The organism is Bacteroides reticulotermitis JCM 10512 (assembly GCF_000517545.1).
Taxonomy (GTDB): domain Bacteria; phylum Bacteroidota; class Bacteroidia; order Bacteroidales; family Bacteroidaceae; genus Bacteroides; species Bacteroides reticulotermitis.
In genome coordinates, this window is record NZ_BAIV01000027.1 from 14,498 (window position 1) to 36,281 (window position 21,784).

The window sequence follows — 21,784 nt, forward strand, 5'->3', positions numbered from 1 at the left end:
AGATGCAAATGAAAACAATCTATACAACACTAGTAACCATCTTGCTATACGGAACTCAACTCGGTTCCGTACAAGCACAAAACGCCTCTTCGCAGCCCTGGTCTTTGCGGCAGTGCATCGACTATGCGATTGAGCACAACATTAACATTCGCCAAACCGCTAATGCAGCTGCCCAAAACGAGATAAACGTAAACACCAATAAATGGTCGCGCCTACCTAACTTAAACGGTAGCGCCGGTCAGAACTGGAGTTGGGGACGTTCTGCATCTCCTGTGGACAACTCATACAATGACATCAATAGTGCGAATACTAGCTTAAGTCTAGGCACTAATGTTCCACTCTTCACAGGTTTTCAATTGCCTAACCAATACTCATTAGCTAAACTAAACCTGAAAGCAGCTATTGAAGATTTGAATAAAGCCAAAGAAGACATAGCTATCAATGTTACCTCTTCTTACCTACAAGTACTCTTCAACTTGGAATTAAGCAAGGTGGCTCAAAACCAAATAGCATTGAGTCAGGATCAACTAAAGCGCCTGAACGGACTTTTCGAAGTAGGTAAAGCCTCCCCTGCCGAAGTTGCGGAGGCGCAAGCCCGTGTTGCTCAGGATCAGATGAGTGCGGTACAAGCAGATAATAATTATAAATTATCGCTGCTGGACTTAAGCCAGCTATTAGAGCTACCTACACCGGAAGGCTTCACCCTTGAAAGTCCCAAAGAAGACATTGAGTTTGCGGCACTTACCCCTCCTGATGATATTTACACACAGGCTTTAGCCTATAAGCCGAGTATCAAAGCGGCAGAGTATAGATTGAAGGGTAGTAGCAATTCGATTCGTATTGCTCAAAGTGCACTTTATCCGCAATTATCATTTAGTGCCGGACTTGGAAGTAGCTACTACACGGTGAATGGTAAATCGGAAAAAAGTTTCAGTAGCCAATTAAAAAACAACTTAAACAAATATGTAGGACTCAGCTTAAATGTCCCCATATTCAACCGTTTTTCTACTCGCAATCAAATACGCACAGCTCGTCTGCAACAAACCAGTTTATCTCTGCAACTGGACGACGCTAAGAAAACGCTATATAAAGAAATTCAACAAGCTTGGTATAATGCTGTAGCCGCTGAAAGCAAATACAACTCCAGCGAAGCAGCCGTTAGTGCCAACGAAGCCTCTTTTCAGTTGATGAGCGAAAAGTTCAATAACGGCAAGTCCACTTTCGTGGAATACAATGAAGCTAAATTGAATTTAACCAAAGCTTTATCCGACCGGATACAAGCTAAATACGATTACTTATTCCGCAGCAAGATACTGGACTTTTACAAAGGCCAGATTATTGAATAAGGCACGCAGAACTTTTGAGTAGTTATTCCAGAACATATCCGTTGGTTCATTCGTTATTAGATGAAAGAATCAACGGATATGAAACATTTTATTATCATCGCGATTCTAGTGATCAATAATGTATTTTTAGGAATAGCGAAACCAATGAAAAATAAAGCTGAAATCTATCTGGCAGGAGGTTGCTTCTGGGGTACCGAACACTTCCTCAAACAGATACGGGGTGTAGAGAGCACGGAAGTAGGATATGCCAACAGTCTTGTGGCTAATCCCAGTTATGAACAAGTTTGTACGGGCAACACCTTAGCGGCCGAGACGGTGAAAGTCGTATATAATCCCGAAATCGTAGGACTGAACTTGCTACTCAATCTCTATTTCCAAACCATCGACCCTACCAGCCTCAACCAACAGGGGCACGATCATGGAACCCAGTACCGAACCGGTATTTACTATACGCACGCAAATGATCTTTCGATCATCAAACAAGCTATTCTAGTGTTGTCACCTCAATATAAGCACCCAATTGTTATTGAAGTAGAACCGCTAGCAAACTTTTATCCCGCAGAAACCTATCATCAAGATTATCTGGACAAGAATCCGGGTGGATATTGCCACATCAATCCTGCCTTATTCGATATGGCTCGCAAGGCGAATGCCGAAATCGCTAAAGGGGCTTACTCAAAGCCGGATGATGCTACGCTGCGCCAGAAACTATCAGCTCAACAATATGCCGTAACACAGAGAAATGCTACGGAACCTGCTTTTCAGAACGAATACTGGAACGAATACAGGGCGGGTATCTATGTCGATATTACTACGGGGGAACCTCTATTCATTTCGACCGACAAATTTGAGTCCAGTTGCGGATGGCCTAGCTTTTCCAAACCGATCCAAAAAGATTTGCTTGAAGAGAAGAAAGATTCTTCTCACGGCATGACTCGGGTAGAAGTACGCAGTAAATCCGGAGACGCTCATTTAGGTCATGTATTTACAGATGGCCCCAAAGAAAAAGGCGGACTTCGTTACTGCATCAACAGTGCTTCAATCCGCTTTATACCTAAAGAAAAAATGCAGACAGAAGGATATGGTGACCTACTGCCTTTAATCAAATAAAGAAGAACGGTGGAGATCCTTTACTTTGGACCATCCACCGCAATCTAGTGTTAAAGAAAGAGAGAGAATAGGAGTTTCACAACTCCTAATTGTTTTATCTGACTACCAACAGGCTATCATTTCGGTTTACCGTTGGAGTTTGTATATTCATAACCCAGTTTTCAGGTTGTCTTTCCAACCACTGGCCCTTATTCAATTTATAAGTCAAACAGGCTACTGGCATATTGGCCTCGTTCAGCTCATAAACACTTTTCTCTATACCAGCGTCATAAGCCTTGTGCAGCTCATTCCAACGTGCATACAACATCGTGATCTCCGAAATTGAATAGGAATAGTTCACTTTGAAATACGGCATCCATTTCTCGCGGCTGGCGTTCCATTTAAAAGCTTCTTTGACAGTCATGCGATTCTGATCGTCATACGTAAAGTCATACTTCATGTGCCGATGCAAAGAGCCTTCCAATCGATAGACTGTTTTTGATACTACAAGGCCATCTACCTTCTCTTCATTAGTAACAAAATTTTCATCCTGAGCATTTACGTTGTTTACACCAACCAATGCAACTATCGCTAAAACTATAACGCGGAATAATACGGTAGCTTTCATAATTATATTCTTTAAATTGTTTAACATACTATTTTTGTTATTCTGTATATTAGACGGAAGTCCCGACTCAAATAGTTGCAACGAACTAAACTTTTTTCTCGTTTATTTTCTAAGTGTCTACTTTTAAGCGTAATACCTCCTCAAAAAACAGCACACAGAAAAACGATTTAGTCGGAATCATTCCAAAAATACCCGACCATCTCCGACAACAACCAGAATTATGCCTACCTTTGCAACTGATAATGATCAAAACAAATGATGAAAAGAAACAGTCTAAAGAGAATACTGTTGTTATCTGCCGGCGGATTATTCCTCATCTGCCTTATCAGCATATATCTAGGGCGGAATGCCCTTCTACGGAGTATCGTTAATAAACGTACTGCTCGTCTTGAAGCAACCAATGGGTTGCACATCCATTATGATAAGTTAGAGATGCATGGCCTGAATGAAGTGATTCTTCAGCGTCTCTCCATGGTGCCCAACCAACGAGACACATTGCTGACTCTCCAGTCGGTCAACATTAAGCTCAACTTTTGGAAACTTCTTACCCGCAGAATCGAGGTGAATCATGTAACCGTAGACGGACTCACACTGGCACTTGTCAAGCACGATTCCATTGCCAATTATGATTTTCTTTTCAAAAAGGATGAGCAAGATCGGACACAGGAAACATCTTCCCGAACAAGCTATGCCGAAAAGGTCAATAAGGTGCTAGACCTATGTTATGGTCTTTTGCCCGAAAACGGTCGATTGGAACATATACGAATCACGGAGCGGAAGGATAGTAACTTTGTAGCCATTCATATTCCGTCTCTTTTAGTTAAAGAGAACCGTTTCCGGTCCGCTGTCGATATTCAGGAAGACACCTTATCTCAGCATTGGATTATGACCGGAGAACTTCGGCAACATGCCAGTACTCTGAAAGCAAACCTATACGCTGCCGACTCCCGAAAGATTACTTTACCTTATATAACACGTCGTTTCGGTGCCAAAGTAACTTTCGACACCTTATCTTATAGCCTGACGAAGGAGGTATTATCGGGCAACCGGATCTGCCTGACAGGAAAAGCGAGGATCAACGGATTAGATGTATTCCATAAAGCTCTATCCCCTGAAGCAATCTACCTTGACCGAGGACAACTAAATTATCGGGTGAATCTGAGCGAACAAGCTATCGAAATAGATAGTGCTACCACTGTTTTATTCAATAAGCTTCAGTTCCAACCTTATTTACGCGCGGAAAAGAATGCGGGTAAATGGCATTTAACAGCTTCAATCGATAAACCTTGGTTTCCGGCTGATGACCTGTTTAGCTCCTTACCTAAAGGATTATTCAGTAATCTGGAAGGAATAAAGACTAGTGGCTCACTAGCCTATCATCTATTTTTAGACGTTGACTTCGCCCGACTCGACAGCCTCAAGTTGGAATCGGAACTGAAAGAAAAAGAATTCAAGATTACCGCCTACGGAAAAACATCACTTGCCAAAATGAATGGTGAGTTTATGTACACTGCTTATGAGAACGGGATGCCGGTACGATCATTTCCCATAGGACCTTCTTGGGAACACTTCACCCCGTTAGACAGTATCTCACCGATTCTGCGGATGTCTGTTCTTCAAAGCGAGGACGGAGCGTTCTTCTACCACCGGGGATTCTTACCGGATGCTTTGCGCGAAGCACTGATTTACGACTTGCAAGTGAAGCGTTTTGCACGTGGAGGAAGTACCATTACCATGCAACTGGTCAAGAATGTATTTCTGAATCGAAGTAAGAACTTTGCGCGCAAGCTGGAAGAGGCGTTAATCGTATGGCTGATAGAAACGGAACGACTGACTTCGAAAGATCGGATGTACGAGGTGTATCTGAATATAGCCGAATGGGGACCGCTAGTCTATGGCATTCAGGAGGCTTCTACCTATTACTTCAACAAACGTCCGTCTCAACTGAGCACGGAGGAAAGTATTTTCTTGGCCTCTATCATACCGAAGCCCAAACATTACCGCCGCTCTTTTGCCGAAGGCGGACAACTGAAAGAGAATATGGAGGGGTATTATAAACTGCTTGCCGGACGTTTAGCAAAGAAAGGTTTAATAAGTGATGTCGAAGCAGATAGTATCCGCCCCGACATCCAAATTACGGGCGATGCCCGAAACAGTTTAGCTGGTCCAAAACCAGAGTCTAATTCTCCTGTATCGAAGGAGGAGTGATAATTATAAAGGTCTAAGTTATCTTCTTGAATTCGTTTCACGTTCGGAAGAGCGAGAGCTACTACCTCTGCTGCTGCTACTTCTCGTGCTTTCGGTAGACGACCGCCTTTCGGACGGTTGGCTCGAAACATTGCTGCGAGTCGAACTACTGCTATTGCTCCGGTTCGTTGTCGTCCGGTTGCTACTGCCGGTAGAGCGTCCACTCTCTCGGCTACTTCCAGAATTAGTACTGGATGGGCGAGTGGTGGTCGAAGAACCGGAAGTCGACGGGCGACGTCCGCTACTTGTGCTTCCTTCACCTCGGTTGCCGGTAGAACTTCCATTTCTATCCGGGGTAATTTCTCTTCCGGGCCTAGTCTCTCTCGAAGGAGTAGTTCCTGTTTCCGGACGAGGCCTAGTTGTTGACTCCGGACGATTGGTACTTTCCGGACGGCTTGTATTCCCCGGTCGATTTGAGTTTTCAGGACGGATTGTATTGCCGCTTCCCGGTCTTGTTGTATTACCGGGACGAGTTGTACTACCCGGACGGTTTGAATTTTCGGGACGGTTAGTATTGCCCGGACGAGAAACGTTACCCGGTCTACCTGAGTTGCCCGGACGATTCGAAACTCCCGGACGTAGGTGCATTACTTGGACGGTTGGATGTGTTCGGGCGCATATTGACCGATCCGAAATCCGAGCGGCGATACGAATGAAAAACTCTCTCATCGCGAATCCGATACGGACGGGAATAATGGCCAAACTGATTATATCTTCCCCGATAATAGCTTACATGATGGTAGTGAGGACGATAGTGTGCGCCACTATATGTCCGGTAATGATAAGGTATGCCGAAGTAGAACAAGCGGGTATTCGGATAATTGATATAAACCCGGAAGTTCCAGCGTCCTCCATTGATATACAGCGGTCGGTAGAAATAATCAGCACCCAAGAATCTACGGTATTGCGATTCACTGAATACCCAACGAAGGTCATCGTTGCGAATATCCAACGCTTCGTAATAGTCGTTCATCGCCCATTCTTCACCTCGCACTACATAATCCATAATGTTACGGATCGAGTAGATGAAATCATAATTTATCTCATAAGCATCATTATATTGCGAAGTATTTAAGTCCAATTCATAGGCCATCTTATCGGTAAGGAAACGTGTTTCCTTGCGTACTTTACTCGTACTCATACCAGCCATTGCAGTGGTGGTGACAGCCATAAACAGTATAAACAGATATTTTTTCATAATTTTCTTTTTTTAGTTACACATGGAGTTCAACTATTTCACAGACTGCCTTATTTCGCGCTTGTCCGACTCAAAAGTGAGTTTATCCAATACGATCTGGAAATTCTTCTTATCAGCAATTGCCGGGTAGAGCCGTTTGATGAGTTTCTTCTTCTCACTATCGTAGGTGCATAGATCGATCAGATCGCAACATTGTCGACAGGTTAGGTTGGAAGAGGACGTTAAGTTGTCCAGCATCCGGACTCTTCCCGAATCAAAAGGTTCGTTTCTATATTCTCTGAAAAACAAATCAAAATCAGCAGGAGGAAGTGCCCTAAAATCGATACGCCCCACGTTTGCCGAATAACGATCTTCATACGGAGATATACCAAGCGGTTCTATACCGGGAACCACGGCCGGAGAGACAACTACCGAAGAGGGAACGGGTGTACTGCCGTATCCGGCATATGTATTCATCCGAGTGACTTCTCCATCCACAAACTGTATGAGAATGGTCATTGGAGCTGAAATTAAGACGTTGCCATTCTCGCGATAGAACTCCCACTCTTCCAGATATCCGTCAAAACGTCGATAGTCGGGAGTACCCAATAATCCTTGTACCTCTCGTTGGCTCATACCCTCTTGTACTTGCATCACGCGCTTCATCGAAGTATAAGTAGTACTACAGCTGCTAATGAGAATTAGTAGTACTGACAGCAGAATAATGTGTATCCTTTTCATAATCGTACGTTTTAAGTGAATAATTTATCTTCGATTCCCTTGACTCTTTACGAAGTCGTTCATTTCATCCTTATTCGATGAGAATGTCAATGAATCGATCAGTGTAAAAAAGCCTTCCCGGTCTACGATCCGGGGGTAGATCATCTTCATGATTTTCATCTTATCATCATCGAACGTATAGAGCTTTACCAAGCTAAGACATTGTCCACAGGTGAAATAGGAGTTGACCAACGCTGTTTCAATCAGTTTCATTCGATTATCCGAGAAAGGTTCTTTTTTCACTCGGGTTAGAAAGTCGCTGAAAAGCCGATCATCCATCACTCGATCATAGCGGTCGCGCCCCGGACGATAATCTCCTGTTCCCGGGCGGTCCGGTCGATCATTGTTTCGTCCTACGTAGATCTCTTTCAACTCATTTCCATTGAAGTACATACGTTCATCAAACAATTTATCACCTCTCCAAACCCGCTCGCCCGGACGAGTGTTTCGAGTGGCATACACCTCGATGCGATAATAATCCGGCCGAAGGTTGGCTACAAAACAAGTAGTAGTCGGCAAGCACATCTGATTTCCACTGATATAAACAAGAACCGGGATATTGCCACCGTCTACACGGATACCGCTAATTGTTTGAGCTTTCAATGTTAGGGCTGCAAACAGGATACAGAGGCTTACTATAATCTTACGCATAACTCTACGTTTTTAGTTATTATGATCTTTTAGTGATGTTACAAAAATAGGGTGAGGAAACTCCCCACCCTAATGATTCTCTCTATTCATGTGTAGGGATTTCCCTATTCTGTTTAGGAACCTGCCAGCTTAATACCATGCTCTTCCAATGTTATCAAGCGTTTTTTATACAAGTCGCCCACCCCTTTTTTGAATGTCTTCTTGCTTACCTCAAACACATCGTAGATTTCATCCGCCGGGCTTTTATCGGTCAGGGAAATCCGTCCGCCATGTTCTTTGATATACTCCAATAAGGTTTTCGCAAAATCATCGACTTTAGCGAATCCTGCTTTTTGGAGCATCAGGTCCACTTTTCCATCCTCGCGCACCTGCTTTACAAAAGCTGTGGTCTGTACGCCTGTTTCAAGGGGACGGAATATTTCATTCTCATACAGCAAGCCGCTGTATTTATTATCAATAATCGCCTTAAATCCTAAATCAGTTTTCTGCCAGATAAGGATATTCACTTCTTCATCCGGCGAATACTCCGGCACATCTTTCGACAGGTAGCGTTCAACCTTTGCCGAGGCCACAATCCGGTAGCTTTCTTCATCCAGATGCACATGAACAACATAATTTCGTCCCACCTGCATCTTCATCTTTTGCTCACTAAAAGGCACAAACAAGTCTTTCATCAGTCCCCAATTCAGAAAAGCTCCAAACTGATTGACCCAAGCGACTTCCAAGCAGGCAAACTGTCCCACTTGTACCAACGGTGTCAGCGTAGTGGCAATCAGTCTCTCGTCCATATCCAGATAAAGGAATACATTCAAGAAGTCGCCTATCTTACAATCTTCGGGTACGTAACGAGTGGGTAAAAGGATTTCTCCTTCTTCTTCCCCATCCAGATACATGCCAAAATCGACTTCCTTAACTACCTCCAGCTGATTGAATTTTCCTAATTCGATACTCATATTGTTTCCATTTACTATATAGAGAACAAAGATAAGCTATTTTGAACACATCTTTTCAAGTGAACCGGTTTAGTTTCAACTTTCACGTGTTTTTACTCCACACGATCTGTCACTCTACTTCCTTCAAAACTACATTTCCCTCTTGGCTGTTGTCTACCAAAATAGCCAGGCAAGGGCGTTGGGTATAAGTCTGCTTCTCTCCTTTCGCTACCTTATAAGTAAACTGCACCTCGCCGTTCTCGTTCTTCTGCAAGCTGACCGGTGAAAGTGTCGTAGCATATTCAGTTTCCGGCAGCACGACAGCTATCACATATTGTTTCGAGAAATCAATCACAGTCGGTCTCCCACCTTCGCCCATTACCGCAGCGGCTCCAAACACATTGTCAAATGCCTCCGGCGTGGTGATCTTCGGGCTTTCGAGACTCTTCACCGTATTTTTCACGAAGTAACGCTCGACCAAACTATACGGAATATCCGCAGTACCAACAGCTGATTCTACTTTGACACTATCTACACTGGATGCATCAGCCTGAGCTTGTTTAGCTCCACTCTGACATGCGAACAGTAATCCGCCTCCCATCGCCAAAACGATCAGGGCTTTTAAATTCTTTCTACTCATACCTTTATTCTTTTAAGTTAAACATACTATTTTCTAAGTTATGGCTATAAACAACTAAAAGAACAAAATACTGCATGCTTTTGATTAGAAGAATGCGTATAAATGCAAAAGATAGCACATAATTCCTTAAAAAAGAGTTCGTATAATTGCGAACAAGAAAAGCATTCGTATATTTGCGAACAAGAAAAGTCATAAGAGATGTCTAAGAAAGAATTAACAGCCGAACAAGAGCAATTGGCGCGCTTCGCCAAAGCATTGGGACACCCCATCCGAGTAGCCATATTAGAAATGCTTGCTAACCAATCCTGTTGTTATCACGGCGATATGTCTGAAGTGCTTCCCATCGCCAAAAGCACACTCTCACAACACTTGAACGAACTTAAAGATGCCGAACTAATAAAAGGTACAATTACATTGCCGACAGTTAAATATTGCATCCACAAAGAGAACTGGGAAAAGGCAAAGAGCCTATTTGCTGCTCTATTCGTTGAAGTTAATAATGAAGAGAGTTGCGGCGACATATAAAAAATTTGCTTCAGTTGTTCGTAGTTCTACGAATCACGAATAGTATGTATAAATACGAAACATATTTCAAATAAATACAGATATGCAAGACGTAATTTCCAACTTTCAACCCGATCCATGCAAGGATGATGATAATCGACAACTTACAACAAACCAGCCACTGCCTAAGATCCTAATCCTTTGCACAGGAAATAGCTGTCGCAGCCAGATGGCACACGGTTTCTTACAATCCTTTGATCCGCGATTGCTCGTTTATTCCGCAGGAACAAAGGCCAGCGGACAAGTTAATCCGCAAGCGATAGAAGTTATGCGACAGGCAGGAGTCGATATTTCGCATCATACCTCCAACAGTGTAGAACTATATTTAGCCGATGAATGGGATTACGTGATTACCGTTTGCGGCGGTGCCAACGAAAGTTGCCCGACATTTTCGGGTAAAGTAAAGAATCGCCTGCACATTGGGTTTGATGATCCGTCTGAAGCAACAGGCACACCCGATTTTATACAATCCGAATACATCCGGGTAAGAGATGAAATCAAAGTCAAATTTCTCGCACTATATACAAACAGAATAAAAGACTATGAATAAAAAGAGAATGAGTTTTCTGGATAAGAATCTGACCCTATGGATTTTTCTGGCAATGGCTATCGGTGTAGGGTTGGGATATTTGTTCCCATCGTTCAGCTATTCTATTAATTCGATGTCGAGTGGAACCACCAACATTCCTTTGGCAATCGGCCTCATCCTGATGATGTATCCTCCACTGGCGAAAGTCGATTATAAGCAACTACCGAAAGTCTTTTCAAATGTAAGAATACTAACCGTATCGTTAGTGCTGAATTGGATTATCGGTCCGATACTAATGTTCGTACTTGCCATCCTCTTTTTGCACGACTATCCCGAATACATGGTTGGTGTTATCCTCATCGGGTTAGCCCGCTGCATCGCGATGGTACTTGTATGGAACGACTTAGCGGAGGGTAATACCGAATACGGAGCAGGACTGGTTGCCCTGAATAGTATATTTCAGGTATTCTTCTATAGTTTCTACGCATGGATATTCGTAACCAAGCTACCTGTCTTATTCGGTTTTGAAGGTGCGCTAGTGAATATATCTATCGGCACTATTGCACAAACAGTTGCCATCTATTTGGGCATTCCATTTCTAATGGGTATTCTCAGCCGCCTGATATTAGTCAGACTCAAAGGAGAAGAATGGTATAAAAGCAAATTCATCCCCGCAATCTCTCCGATAACCTTGATCGCCTTATTGCTTACAATTGTCGTAATGTTCAGTTTGAAAGGGGAACTGATTGTACAGATACCACTGGATGTAGTACGCATTGCCATCCCGCTATTAATTTATTTCGTTGCCATGTTCTTTCTGAGCTTCTACGCAAGTAAACTGATGGGAGCGCCTTACGATCAGAACGCTTCGATTTCGTTCACAGCCACGGGCAACAATTTTGAGCTGGCCATTGCAGTTGCTATCGGTGTATTTGGCATTCATAGCGGACAAGCCTTTGCAGGTGTGATCGGTCCCCTCGTTGAAGTACCGGTACTTATCTTTTTGGTAAATATAGCCTTCCGGCTGAGAAAGAAATACTATAAATAAATCAGCGTATGAGCAAAAATATCTTTATCGCATTTATTACCCTGTTCCTCGTATCGTGCGGTAATAAGGCAGGAGTCCAACAAGCAGAAAAGCAGGCAGAAGAACAAATCGTTTCAGCAGGCGACTCCTCGACTGTAACCATCTACTATTTTCACGGTAAGCAACGCTGCAAGACTTGCATAGCCGTGGGAGAACTGACCGAAGAAACCATCAAAGAAACCTATGCAGGCAACGCCAAGGTGAGATTCATCGAAATAGACACGAGCGAGAAGCAATATAAAAGTCTGGTTAACAAATACGAAGTTTCGTGGAATGCTTTGATTATTGTCAAAGGCGAGAACTTCGTAGATATAACCGAACAAGCTTTCGCCAACGCCATAAGCAATCCGGCAGCATTAAGCGCGCTAATAAAAAAAGAAGTAAACCAACGAATCTCATAAACATATGGACGTTCTTCAACAGATAGTAGACAATTCGGATATTCCTGTACTGACTGCCTTCGTATTGGGGTTAATGACAGCTATAAGCCCGTGCCCGTTAGCCACCAACATAACGGCAACAGCCTACCTGAGCAAAGAGATAACCAACAAGAAGCGTGTGCTCTTCAATGGTGTTTTTTATACGTTAGGCCGCATTTTCAGTTATACACTTTTAGGGCTAGCGTTCTATCTGGGCGCAAGTAAGTTTCATGCGGCACAAATGCTGCAAAACATCGGCGGAGTTTACCTCGGTATTGCATTAGTTGTTATCGGCCTATTCATGTTGGATGTAATCAGATTCAACATTCCCGCATTGAGCCGGCTCATGTCGAAAGTTAGCGAAAAGAAGATGAAGCCAAACTACCTGAATGCCTTTCTCTTAGGCGTATTATTCGCCTTAGCATTTTGTCCTTACAGCGGGGTGCTCTATTTTGGTGTGCTGATACCTCTGACCATTAGCAGTGCATCGGGCTTACTCTTGCCCCCGGTCTTTGCCATAGCAACCGGATTGCCAGTTATCATTATCGCCTACTTGCTGGCATACAGCCTGTCGAACGTGGGTAAATTCTACAACAAGGTGAAGAGTTTTGAGGTTTGGTTCAGGCGTATTGTATCGGCAGTTTTTATCGCAGTGGGCATCTATTATATAGTAACCAGTTTATAACAATAAAAATATGGAAATAATCGTATTAGGTACAGGATGTGCCAAATGTAAATCCGTTTATGAGAAGGTAGCTAAAGTACTTGCTGAGACTAACCGGGAGGCTACCTTAAGGAAAGAGGAAGATATACTGGAAATAGTCAAATACCAAATTATGTCGTTGCCCGCTATTGTGGTGAACGGCGAGGTGAAGATAAAAGGCTACGTTCCGACTGAGGAAGAAATAAAACAATTAATAAAATCATAAAGCTATGTTGAATTTAAAATTAGACACCCGCCCAACGGTTAAGATATACGACCCGGTGCTATGTTGCCCCACCGGACTGTGTGGTGTGAATATCGACCCTGAACTGATGCGTATAGCGGTCGTTATCGAGAGCCTGAAAAAGAAAGGCGTAGTGATAGAAAGATTTAATTTGCGTGATCATCCGCAGGTCTATGTTGAGAACAAAGTGATCAATGCATTCTTGATGGAGGAATCGGCCGAAGTATTGCCTATTACCACTTTGAACGATAAAGTTGTGCTAACCAAACAATACCCTTCCAACAAACAGATAGCCGCATGGCTACACGTCAGCGAGGAAGAACTAACTGTGAGAAAATAAACTAGCAGAAAGATATGAAAAAATATAACCCATCCGAAATAGCCCTGACGAAATATATATTCTTCACGGGGAAAGGCGGTGTAGGCAAAACATCAATTGCATGCGCCACGGCTACCAGCCTTGCCGACAATGGCAAAAAGGTATTACTAATCAGCACAGACCCCGCATCTAACTTACAAGATGTCTTTGAAATGGAGCTAAACAATAAAGGAACATCGATCAAGGAAGTACCCAACCTGACCGTTGTCAACCTTAATCCTGAACAGGCAGCAGCTGAATACCGGGAAACGGTGATCACTCCCTTTAGAGGCAAACTACCCGAAAGTGTCATCAATAACATGGAGGAGCAACTCTCAGGTTCGTGTACCGTCGAAATTGCTGCGTTTAACGAGTTCTCAGATTTTATTACCAATGAAGACAAAAGGAGGGAATACGACTTTATAATCTTCGACACCGCACCGACCGGGCATACTTTACGGATGCTTCAACTACCGTCTGCATGGAATACCTTTATTGCGGAAAATACAACGGGAGCATCTTGTCTGGGGCAACTTTCCGGTTTGGAAGATCGAAAAGACGTATACAAGCAAGCGGTAAGCACCTTGTCGGACAGCAAACAAACTACGTTGATCTTGATAAGCCGCCCGGACGAAAGCCCTCTGAAAGAGGTGGAGCGTTCGTCGCATGAATTGCTGGATTTGCATATTACTTCACAACACCTGATTATCAACGGAGTACTGGAAGAGTATGATAAAGACGACGCAATATCCGTACAGATCTACCAACAGCAACAAAATGCGCTAAACAATCGCCCCAAAGCCTTGCGAAAGCTAAATACCAGCATGATTCCGCTCCGCTCTTATAGCATGACCGGCATTGACAACATTCGCAAGATGCTAAACAACGATGCACAGGCTAGCGTGATGCGAAAAGAGATCGACACCAATGTTTTTCAACCGATTGATAACCTCATAGATGACTTGTACCAGTCGGGTAAGCGTGTTATTTTCACCATGGGAAAAGGCGGCGTGGGCAAAACGACCATTGCAGGCCATATCGCAAGAGGCCTGGCAAGCAAAGGGGTGAAAGTACACCTGACAACAACCGATCCGGCCAATCACTTATCGTTCATTGAAACAAGGGTCGAGGGTATCACCGTTAGTCATATCGACGAAAAAGAAGTACTTGCCATCTATCAGAAAAATATATTGCAGAAGGCCAGAGAGGCAATGGGTGATGCCGATCTAAGCTACATCGAGGAAGATCTACGTTCACCGTGCACCCAAGAAATTGCCGTATTCAATGCCTTTGCCGAAATTGTAGCCAAAGCGGACAACGAAGTTGTAGTTATTGACACTGCTCCAACCGGACATACCCTGTTGCTACTAGATTCCACCCAAAGTTACCATAAAGAAGTAGAACGCACACAGGGAAACATCACGCCTGCCGTTCAGAACTTACTGCCACGCTTACGCAATGAAGAAGAGACCGAAGTAGTCATCATCACTTTACCCGAGGCTACTCCTGTATTTGAGGCACAACGCTTACAATTGGATTTACAACGCGCCGGCATCAAGAACAAATGGTGGGTAGTTAATTCAAGTTTGTTGCTTACGCCAACCAAAAGCCCGTTTCTAAAAGCAAAAGCGGAAAGTGAAATCGGGTGGATTGAAAAGGTGGATGAGATTTCAAACGGTAACTTTGCCGTTATCGGATGGAAGCAGAAAGCCTAACGATTAGTATTCGTCCGGATTCGCAGACTCAGACTTTAGGTGAACACTCCGTGGATAGTTCGCCTAAAGTTGTTTATCTGACTAAAACAACACCATCTGAATATTCGACTCCAATTCTAACAGTCCTCTTTTAGCGGCTAACCCACCTGCGTAGCCGGTCAGCTTGCGGTCGCTACCAATTACACGATGGCAGGGAACAAGTATCGAAATCGGATTGGCCCCGTTAGCGCTGGCCACAGCACGAATCGCTTTCGGATTATTTAGTTTTTGCGATAAGGCACCGTACGACAAAGTCTTTCCATACGGAATGTTCAGTAATTCTTGCCACACTGTTTTTTGAAAGTCCGTCCCGACAAAGAGCAACGGAATATCGAATACCGTTCGTTTGCGTGCGAAATACTCATCCAACTGAGTGATCGTTTTCGCAATCACATCCGAGCTTGATACTTCATAACCAGCATGCAACATCTTTTGTATGCGTCGATCGATTGTTATTCGCCGTTTTTCATCCGTCCAATCACACATACAGAGTTTATCTTCAAAAGAACCGACTACCAGTTCCCCAAAAGGGGATTGATAATATTGTATCTGAACTATTTTATTTTCCACTTTTGATCTTTGTTTTTTGAATACCGTAATCTTTCATCTCTTCGATGCTCCGCCTGAGACAGCCCAAAGGTAAATACTGGCAACCGATCCATAAGGAGCATAACGTTTTCTGTAACGTTCGAACCTGGCTTTGTCAATGGTTCGGTGATGATGCACCATCCGCAGCCCTCGAAGAATAGCCAAATCGCCATAACTCAAGATATCCGGCCTTTGCATGGAGTGAAGCATCAACATTTCGGCTGTCCACGTACCGACACCGTCCAACTCGGAGAGCTTGGCACAAACTTCTTCATCGGACATCGTATGCAGTGCATTTATATCTAATTCTTTGGCTATTATTTTCTGCGCCACCGATTTGATATACGTAGCTTTCTTGAAGGTAATGCCGAATCTTTGTAAATCATTCAAGGGCAAATCATACATAATAACGGGCGTAATTTCGCCTAGTTCATTTTGCATCCTTGCCCAAACAGTTTGATGTGCCTTCGTAGAAATCTGCTGTCCAACAATCGAGTGGATGAGTGCAGTAAATAAATCCGTAATAACCGGTCTTTTTACTTTGCCTATCTTTTCGATAACCTCGGCCAATCGTTTATCTCGTTTCTTCAAATATTCGATTGCTATTTCATCGTATTGAAAATAAGTATCCATATAGACAGCTTATATTATTGTATTAAACACATTTTCACCTGAGAGCTACCGCAACTCTCGTTGCTGAAAGTAGAGAATACAATCATTTTATCGCACGCAACCGGGTAAACATTACGCTTTCTTAACCCTAAACGTCGTTTTTGCACGAATAAATAGCCGGTTTATAACACAGTAAAGCTAAATCAGTGATCAATCCCGTTGGGGCAATGGAAACAAAAGTTTGTTTCGTTTACCTTATTGCGACTCTATATTTCTCGTTATATAAAAGCAAGAAGAAGAGGATATTCATTACTTTCTTTAACTGAGATCCGCATGAAATAGAGGGAGATAGCCTGCATCTATTCAATAGATAATACCGACTTCCAAAGGCTATCTACTTGGCAAAATCTCCCGCCAGCTAGTAGTAAACAACTAGCAAAAGGCATTTTTTGCCATTACATTTCCTGTTCCACATAATGTGGAACAGCTGACTCACATATTGTGGAACAAGTGTCGCACATATTATGGAACAGCCGTCGCACTATATGTACAACAGGAAATAAAAGGGAATAAACATAAAAAAGACAGCTTAAATCTACGAATAGTTGCGCACGATATGGTTTAAGAAAAGTCTTGTTTAATGGATTGAAAACTCTGTTTCTTGAGAAAACAAGCAATGGCTATCGCTCCTCAGAAGAAAGTGATCTAAGAGAAGAAGACGCAAAATAAGCGGCTGATATACTGAACAATATGCGAATAAAAGACAAAGAGATGAGCGTACTGTATCATTCTACAAAGTGCTTTTGTCAAGCCCCGATGATGAAATTAGGAACACAAATAGACCTAAAAAGTATGAGAGATCCCCCAAAATGTATGAGAGATCCGCTCAAAAAGGGGAGAAAATGCGGGAAAATGATGAGAGATACCACTTTCAGAAAACATCTCTCATTGCATATAGAACTGATTGACTGACAGTTAAACACAAAACAATGAGACCATGAGAGATAAAATATTTTTTCTTTCTTGTAGGGGAGTGGAAAGTAGGATTTAAACTACAAACGAAGCTGGATTTTGCATGGATTTCTTTCTCAAAAAGATCTAGACGTTTTCAAAAAAGAACCTGATCTTTTGGTTGAAAGAGCCTGATCTTTTTTAAAAACATCAGGCTCTTTTTTTTCGTTTCCTTAGTCCTATAGAATCAGGAAGTTGGCGTATTTTAGTTAAGCTTTCAGGTATTAATAGACTAAGGCTGATGTGTTAATAGCCTATCGCTTGGGTATTAATAACCTAGTACTCAAGTAACCTGAACCTTGTACAAGAGTTACCCAAACCAAGTACTAGAGTCACCCGAACCTAGTACTAGAGTTACCCGAACCATGTACAAGGTTTACCTCATTCATGTACAAGGTTTGCTTCATTCATGTACAAGCTTTAATAAAAACGAGCGATATTGAATCAGGATCACCTGCAAAACCTTATTCAAGCGTGTAAGTGCAAACTAATCATGTCATAATCACTTTTTGACGTATTTGTCTGATAATCAGATTCATACAATGCGGGAACTCTTTGGAGGTTGATTTACTGAATGAATTATCTTTTTTAGGTGCAAGCCATGCGCATCACGCATTGGAATGAAGCAACCTAAAAAAGAAGACGCAAAATAAGTAGCTGATATATTGGTAGATACGCAAAAAAGTGACTATGACGACAAGTCAAGTTACATTCCGTTTGCGACACCTAAATCAACGAAAAGCCCAAAGGAAGAGGAAGGAATTGGACGGATGATTTAACCCATCAGCCAATATCCGATTTCTTTTTAAGATCATTCCGTATGAATTCAAGCAAGCGTTCCACCGCTTCTTCTTCAGGAATGTTTTTATCTATACAGACTTTGCCTTTATACAAGCTAATTTTACCGCGTCCGGCTCCTACATAACCATAATCAGCATCCGCCATTTCGCCGGGGCCATTGACGATACATCCCATGATACCGATCTTCAAACCGGTCAGGTGCGAAGTAGCCGCTTTCACACGGGCTATCGTCTTTTCCAGATCATAGAGCGTACGCCCACAACCGGGACAGGAAATGTACTCGGTCTTAGAAGTACGGATTCGTCCGGCTTGCAGAATACCGAAAGCCGTAGCATCTACTGTAGCATGGCTCAGGCTACCTTGATTGAAGAGGAAAATTCCATCGCAGAATCCGTCGAGAATCAAAGCGCCCATATCGCAGCCGATTTGATTTGCAGGTCTTCGGCATTGTCTTCGGCGTAATGTTGGAAGAAGACAACGGGATTCCGCAGTCCTTCCGTCATCAGCTGATGCACCAACCACGATGTTCACCCAAACGGTTGGGGTGATTGCTTTGCGAAACAATCACAACTTCCGGATGTGCCTTCAAGCAGCTATCACTTCGTCTGTTTGCGCCATAAAGGGTATGAATAAGAATTTCAGTTCGGCATCGCAGCCACCCATCAACGGCAATTGTTCATGATTGAAAGCAGGCCAGGTACCGGGCTCCTTCTGCCAGACATCGGCATCGAGAATATAGGCTACCCCTTCTTCTCGCTGTTCGGGCAAGGTTCTGCCTGCGTAAATGTAATCAGGTTTAAATTGCGGATTTACTTCGGTCCGACCATCCATGCGGTCGGCTATGACAACCGGCAAGTGTTCGCCACCGATATTGCGTACAGCCTGGGTAGTCCGTCGCGAAGGCGAGAGATAGTTGAACTCCGGTGCATCCGCTCCGGGAATGAAAGGATGATCCTGACGAAGCAGTATGTAATCGACTAGCTTACGGGCAACGGGAATCTCAGCTTCGGGTGCTTCACTCAACGACACGCGAATGGTATCTCCCAATCCGTCACTAAGTAATGCGCCAATGCCTAGCGCCGATTTGATGCGTCCGTCTTCTCCGTCTCCGGCTTCGGTCACACCGAGATGTAATGGGAAAGCCATTCCGGCCTGTTCCATGACGACGACAAGCAACCGGACTGTCTTCACCATCACCACTGTATTGGAGGCTTTGATGGAAATTACCACATCGGTAAACTGTTCATCGACACAGATACGCAGAAACTCCATACACGACTCAACCATGCCTTCGGGGGTGTCGCCGTAGCGAGACATGATCCGATCGGACAAGGAGCCGTGATTGACACCGATACGGATAGCCGTATGATTCTCCTTACAGATATTCAGAAAGGGAACCAAACGGGCACGGATACGCTCTGTCTCGAGCGCATACTCTTCGTCGGTATATTCGAGTTTCTTGAAAGTGCGGGGTGCATCTACATAATTACCCGGATTGATACGTACCTTTTCGGCGTACTGTGCGGCAACATCAGCCACTTTGGGATTGAAGTGGACATCGGCAACCAACGGCACCATGTATCCCTGGCTGCGTAAACCGATATTGATATGCATCAGGTTTTCCGCCTCTTTAACGCCCTGTGTAGTCAGTCGCACATACTCGCCACCGGCATCCACTATTCGCTTGGCTTGTTCCACACAAGCGTTTGTATCCATCGTAGAGGTATTGGTCATCGATTGGAGACGAATCGGATGGGAAGCACCCAAGGGTACTGCTCCGATATTTACCTCGGTCGTTTCTCTTCGAAAGTAATTAAATAAATCCATCTTTTTCAACTAACAGGAAGCCATTGACAATTCACAACGTAGTCAAGCCTCATCGCATAAGTATGCGTACAGCCTGACTAACAATTATCGACAGCCAGTTGTGACTAATTGGTTTTGTACTCGAACTTAACGTCTTTCAGTTCTTCGTTGGCTTTTACGATTTTCTTCTTCAAGCCTTCTTTATAAGCGGCAAAAGCCTCAGCCAGTTCGGCATCACTCAATGCCAACATCTGAATGGCTAGTATAGCCGCATTCATGGCTCCATTGATTGCAACTGTTGCGACAGGTATGCCCGGAGGCATTTGAATAATGGAATAAAGAGCATCTACCCCATCGAGAACGGAACCCTTTACAGGCACGCCAATAACCGGCAAAGTAGTATTTGCAGCAATGACACCCGGCAGGGCGGCAGCCATTCCGGCAGCAGCGATAATTACTTTAATGCCGCGAGAACGAGCATTTTTGGCAAAGTCTTCTACCGCTTCCGGCGTACGGTGAGCAGAAAGAGCGTTCATTTCGAACGGCACATGCATATCATTCAACAGTTGAGCCGCCTTCTCCATAACCGGAAGGTCGGACGTACTGCCCATGATGATACTTACAATCGGAGTCATAAATAAATAATTTAAGTTCTACTCCCCTCTCCGATCGTTGTCACGAAGAGGAAAGTGGAATCAGTTTTCTATTCGTTAATTAACGCTTTATATGCATCGGCACTAAGCAAACCCTCCACATCGGCTATAGCGGCCGGTTTGATTTTGATCAACCAACCTTTACCGTAAGGATCCTGGTTTACCAGTTCCGGATTGTCTTCCAAAGTGTCATTCTGCTCCAATACCTCACCGGCTACCGGCAAAAATAAATCGGATACAGTTTTTACTACTTCAATCGACCCAAAGACATCATTAGCGTTCAGGGTTTCACCTACCGCCACAATATCGACAAATACGATATCGCCCAATTGTTCCTGTGCGTAATCGGTAATACCGACATAAGCGATGTCTCCTTCTACACGGATCCACTCGTGTTCATTTGTGTACTTCAAGTTTTGAGGAAAGTTCATAATGATTAGTTTTTAGGATTTATACTATAGTTTTAAAATAAAAATACTCTGAATAATACATTGCTGATAGGGTGCAGCACCAATAAAGCGCAAACAAGTCCCACAGCAAAACCGGAAATCACTTCGCCGAGTGTATGATGCCCCAGCGTAATACGAGCCGAGCCCAATATCCCTGCCAATAGAATAAACAGGCAAAGCCAAACCACCGGATTGTAACCGAACAGCGCACTGAACGAAATCAGCCCACCGATAATTCCTCCCATTCCAGCCATGTGCTCGCTTAATTTCCATTTCAGATTGACGACAATGCAAATAACGGATACGACCAGAGATGCCAGTATAATACCGGTCATATACCAAGGAATATTCAGTTTTCGCATCATCAGCAGACAGAACACATACGAAATGATTGTCAACAGGATGGGTACATACCGCTTTTTCCGTTCACTCAGCTCTTGCCAAGCGAAACCGTTGATTTTACGGAATAGGAATATTGTAATAGTCGGTGTCAGAATGGTGAAACAGTAGACGATACCCAACACGATCAGCTTATACTGTATCGGCATGATGCGGAGGTACGAAAACAGGAATAACACCAAGAATGACAGAAAAGGGATAGAAAAGGGGGTAAACACGATTGAAGTCACCTTTGCGATTTGCAACAATGTCTTATCCGCTGCGATATGTTCTTTCTCTCGATTCATCAACATTAAAAGTTTATACTTTAACACACA

General features: G+C 43.5%; 21 protein-coding genes and 2 pseudogenes. 11 read left to right on the forward strand and 12 right to left on the reverse strand.

From position 1 onward, the window contains the following. Positions 1 to 8: 8 nt before the first annotated feature. Both JCM10512_RS15405 and msrB read left to right on the forward strand, forming a co-directional pair. On the forward strand, positions 9 to 1,346 hold the full coding sequence (locus tag JCM10512_RS15405; RefSeq protein WP_044164623.1) for a TolC family protein: 1,338 nt from the start codon (positions 9 to 11) through the stop codon (positions 1,344 to 1,346). Between the two features lie 78 nt (positions 1,347 to 1,424). Further along, the gene (gene msrB / locus JCM10512_RS15410) at positions 1,425 to 2,456 is read left to right on the forward strand and encodes a peptide-methionine (R)-S-oxide reductase MsrB (protein WP_044164531.1); all 1,032 of its coding nucleotides are present in this window, start codon (positions 1,425 to 1,427) and stop codon (positions 2,454 to 2,456) included. Positions 2,457 to 2,550: 94 nt separating this feature from the next. Here the strand turns inward: msrB and JCM10512_RS15415 are convergent, their stop codons facing one another. Next, positions 2,551 to 3,063 carry a DUF3836 domain-containing protein gene (locus JCM10512_RS15415; RefSeq protein WP_044164626.1) on the reverse strand — a complete coding sequence of 171 codons (513 nt, stop codon included), beginning with the start codon at positions 3,061 to 3,063 and terminating at the stop codon, positions 2,551 to 2,553. Positions 3,064 to 3,321: 258 nt separating this feature from the next. On the opposite strand from JCM10512_RS15415, the gene JCM10512_RS15420 reads away from it, so the two are divergent. Next, entirely contained in the window at positions 3,322 to 5,271 is a 1,950-nt protein-coding gene (locus tag JCM10512_RS15420; RefSeq protein ID WP_044164628.1) for a biosynthetic peptidoglycan transglycosylase, read from the forward strand. An 18-nt stretch (positions 5,272 to 5,289) separates the two neighbouring features. Here JCM10512_RS15420 and JCM10512_RS25145 read toward each other — a convergent pair. The 5 genes and pseudogenes from JCM10512_RS25145 to JCM10512_RS15445 form a co-directional block, all read right to left on the reverse strand. Then, positions 5,290 to 6,508 (reverse strand): annotated as a pseudogene (locus JCM10512_RS25145) (hypothetical protein). Between the two features lie 33 nt (positions 6,509 to 6,541). Further along, positions 6,542 to 7,228: a proline and serine-rich protein 1 family protein gene (locus JCM10512_RS15430; protein WP_081741376.1), complete on the reverse strand. Its 687-nt coding sequence runs from the start codon at positions 7,226 to 7,228 to the stop codon at positions 6,542 to 6,544. Positions 7,229 to 7,252: 24 nt separating this feature from the next. Next, a complete protein-coding gene (locus tag JCM10512_RS15435; RefSeq protein ID WP_044164535.1) occupies positions 7,253 to 7,918 on the reverse strand; it encodes a proline and serine-rich protein 1 family protein in 666 nt (221 codons plus the stop codon). A gap of 113 nt (positions 7,919 to 8,031) precedes the next feature. Next, positions 8,032 to 8,871, reverse strand: a complete 840-nt coding sequence (locus tag JCM10512_RS15440; RefSeq protein ID WP_044164537.1) for a CvfB family protein — start codon at positions 8,869 to 8,871, stop codon at positions 8,032 to 8,034. 109 nt (positions 8,872 to 8,980) lie between these two features. Then, positions 8,981 to 9,490: a hypothetical protein gene (locus JCM10512_RS15445; RefSeq protein WP_044164541.1), complete on the reverse strand. Its 510-nt coding sequence runs from the start codon at positions 9,488 to 9,490 to the stop codon at positions 8,981 to 8,983. Between the two features lie 198 nt (positions 9,491 to 9,688). On the opposite strand from JCM10512_RS15445, the gene JCM10512_RS15450 reads away from it, so the two are divergent. The 8 genes from JCM10512_RS15450 (at position 9,689) to arsA (ending at position 15,109) form a co-directional block, all read left to right on the forward strand. After that, a complete protein-coding gene (locus tag JCM10512_RS15450; RefSeq protein ID WP_044164543.1) occupies positions 9,689 to 10,015 on the forward strand; it encodes an ArsR/SmtB family transcription factor in 327 nt (108 codons plus the stop codon). A gap of 82 nt (positions 10,016 to 10,097) precedes the next feature. Further along, on the forward strand, positions 10,098 to 10,604 hold the full coding sequence (locus JCM10512_RS15455) for an arsenate reductase ArsC (protein ID WP_081741379.1): 507 nt from the start codon (positions 10,098 to 10,100) through the stop codon (positions 10,602 to 10,604). Beyond that, complete coding sequence (gene arsB, locus JCM10512_RS15460; protein WP_044164545.1) at positions 10,597 to 11,631, forward strand: ACR3 family arsenite efflux transporter; 1,035 nt, start codon at positions 10,597 to 10,599, stop codon at positions 11,629 to 11,631. The genes JCM10512_RS15455 and arsB overlap by 8 nt, the downstream gene beginning before the upstream one ends. Positions 11,632 to 11,639: 8 nt before the next feature. Continuing rightward, positions 11,640 to 12,071: a nitrophenyl compound nitroreductase subunit ArsF family protein gene (locus JCM10512_RS15465; RefSeq protein WP_044164546.1), complete on the forward strand. Its 432-nt coding sequence runs from the start codon at positions 11,640 to 11,642 to the stop codon at positions 12,069 to 12,071. A 4-nt stretch (positions 12,072 to 12,075) separates the two neighbouring features. Further along, positions 12,076 to 12,774, forward strand: a complete 699-nt coding sequence (locus JCM10512_RS15470) for an aromatic aminobenezylarsenical efflux permease ArsG family transporter (RefSeq protein ID WP_044164548.1) — start codon at positions 12,076 to 12,078, stop codon at positions 12,772 to 12,774. Positions 12,775 to 12,784: 10 nt separating this feature from the next. Then, positions 12,785 to 13,018, forward strand: a complete 234-nt coding sequence (locus JCM10512_RS15475) for a thioredoxin family protein (RefSeq protein WP_044164550.1) — start codon at positions 12,785 to 12,787, stop codon at positions 13,016 to 13,018. 4 nt (positions 13,019 to 13,022) lie between these two features. Next, on the forward strand, positions 13,023 to 13,376 hold the full coding sequence (gene arsD, locus JCM10512_RS15480) for an arsenite efflux transporter metallochaperone ArsD (RefSeq protein ID WP_044164552.1): 354 nt from the start codon (positions 13,023 to 13,025) through the stop codon (positions 13,374 to 13,376). A gap of 14 nt (positions 13,377 to 13,390) precedes the next feature. Further along, positions 13,391 to 15,109, forward strand: a complete 1,719-nt coding sequence (gene arsA / locus JCM10512_RS15485; protein WP_044164554.1) for an arsenical pump-driving ATPase — start codon at positions 13,391 to 13,393, stop codon at positions 15,107 to 15,109. Positions 15,110 to 15,190: 81 nt separating this feature from the next. On the opposite strand, the gene JCM10512_RS15490 is transcribed toward arsA, so the two are convergent. The 6 genes and pseudogenes from JCM10512_RS15490 to JCM10512_RS15520 form a co-directional block, all read right to left on the reverse strand. Next, positions 15,191 to 15,718, reverse strand: coding sequence for a methylated-DNA--[protein]-cysteine S-methyltransferase (locus JCM10512_RS15490; RefSeq protein ID WP_044164556.1), 528 nt, complete (start codon positions 15,716 to 15,718; stop codon positions 15,191 to 15,193). A 33-nt stretch (positions 15,719 to 15,751) separates the two neighbouring features. Next, a complete protein-coding gene (locus JCM10512_RS15495) occupies positions 15,752 to 16,369 on the reverse strand; it encodes a DNA-3-methyladenine glycosylase family protein (RefSeq protein ID WP_044164558.1) in 618 nt (205 codons plus the stop codon). Between the two features lie 1,773 nt (positions 16,370 to 18,142). Next, positions 18,143 to 19,987: pseudogene (locus JCM10512_RS15505) on the reverse strand (4-hydroxy-3-methylbut-2-en-1-yl diphosphate synthase). A 104-nt stretch (positions 19,988 to 20,091) separates the two neighbouring features. Next, positions 20,092 to 20,601 carry a 5-(carboxyamino)imidazole ribonucleotide mutase gene (gene purE, locus JCM10512_RS15510; RefSeq protein ID WP_044164562.1) on the reverse strand — a complete coding sequence of 170 codons (510 nt, stop codon included), beginning with the start codon at positions 20,599 to 20,601 and terminating at the stop codon, positions 20,092 to 20,094. A gap of 68 nt (positions 20,602 to 20,669) precedes the next feature. Continuing rightward, a complete protein-coding gene (gene gcvH, locus JCM10512_RS15515; RefSeq protein ID WP_044164564.1) occupies positions 20,670 to 21,050 on the reverse strand; it encodes a glycine cleavage system protein GcvH in 381 nt (126 codons plus the stop codon). Positions 21,051 to 21,082: 32 nt separating this feature from the next. Beyond that, on the reverse strand, positions 21,083 to 21,754 hold the full coding sequence (locus tag JCM10512_RS15520; RefSeq protein ID WP_148298429.1) for a hypothetical protein: 672 nt from the start codon (positions 21,752 to 21,754) through the stop codon (positions 21,083 to 21,085). Positions 21,755 to 21,784: the final 30 nt, after the last annotated feature.

Excerpts from the sequence above, each read along its gene's own strand:
- JCM10512_RS15405 (WP_044164623.1), top strand. The coding sequence starts at position 9 with ATGAAAACAATCTATACAACACTAGTAACCATCTTGCTATACGGAACT.
- msrB (WP_044164531.1), top strand. The coding sequence starts at position 1,425 with ATGAAACATTTTATTATCATCGCGATTCTAGTGATCAATAATGTATTT.
- JCM10512_RS15415 (WP_044164626.1), bottom strand. The coding sequence starts at position 3,063 with ATGAAAGCTACCGTATTATTCCGCGTTATAGTTTTAGCGATAGTTGCA.
- JCM10512_RS15420 (WP_044164628.1), top strand. The coding sequence starts at position 3,322 with ATGAAAAGAAACAGTCTAAAGAGAATACTGTTGTTATCTGCCGGCGGA.
- JCM10512_RS15430 (WP_081741376.1), bottom strand. The coding sequence starts at position 7,228 with ATGAAAAGGATACACATTATTCTGCTGTCAGTACTACTAATTCTCATT.
- JCM10512_RS15435 (WP_044164535.1), bottom strand. The coding sequence starts at position 7,918 with ATGCGTAAGATTATAGTAAGCCTCTGTATCCTGTTTGCAGCCCTAACA.
- JCM10512_RS15440 (WP_044164537.1), bottom strand. The coding sequence starts at position 8,871 with ATGAGTATCGAATTAGGAAAATTCAATCAGCTGGAGGTAGTTAAGGAA.
- JCM10512_RS15445 (WP_044164541.1), bottom strand. The coding sequence starts at position 9,490 with ATGAGTAGAAAGAATTTAAAAGCCCTGATCGTTTTGGCGATGGGAGGC.
- JCM10512_RS15450 (WP_044164543.1), top strand. The coding sequence starts at position 9,689 with ATGTCTAAGAAAGAATTAACAGCCGAACAAGAGCAATTGGCGCGCTTC.
- JCM10512_RS15455 (WP_081741379.1), top strand. The coding sequence starts at position 10,098 with ATGCAAGACGTAATTTCCAACTTTCAACCCGATCCATGCAAGGATGAT.
- arsB (WP_044164545.1), top strand. The coding sequence starts at position 10,597 with ATGAATAAAAAGAGAATGAGTTTTCTGGATAAGAATCTGACCCTATGG.
- JCM10512_RS15465 (WP_044164546.1), top strand. The coding sequence starts at position 11,640 with ATGAGCAAAAATATCTTTATCGCATTTATTACCCTGTTCCTCGTATCG.
- JCM10512_RS15470 (WP_044164548.1), top strand. The coding sequence starts at position 12,076 with ATGGACGTTCTTCAACAGATAGTAGACAATTCGGATATTCCTGTACTG.
- JCM10512_RS15475 (WP_044164550.1), top strand. The coding sequence starts at position 12,785 with ATGGAAATAATCGTATTAGGTACAGGATGTGCCAAATGTAAATCCGTT.
- arsD (WP_044164552.1), top strand. The coding sequence starts at position 13,023 with ATGTTGAATTTAAAATTAGACACCCGCCCAACGGTTAAGATATACGAC.
- arsA (WP_044164554.1), top strand. The coding sequence starts at position 13,391 with ATGAAAAAATATAACCCATCCGAAATAGCCCTGACGAAATATATATTC.
- JCM10512_RS15495 (WP_044164558.1), bottom strand. The coding sequence starts at position 16,369 with ATGGATACTTATTTTCAATACGATGAAATAGCAATCGAATATTTGAAG.
- purE (WP_044164562.1), bottom strand. The coding sequence starts at position 20,601 with ATGACTCCGATTGTAAGTATCATCATGGGCAGTACGTCCGACCTTCCG.
- gcvH (WP_044164564.1), bottom strand. The coding sequence starts at position 21,050 with ATGAACTTTCCTCAAAACTTGAAGTACACAAATGAACACGAGTGGATC.
- JCM10512_RS15520 (WP_148298429.1), bottom strand. The coding sequence starts at position 21,754 with ATGAATCGAGAGAAAGAACATATCGCAGCGGATAAGACATTGTTGCAA.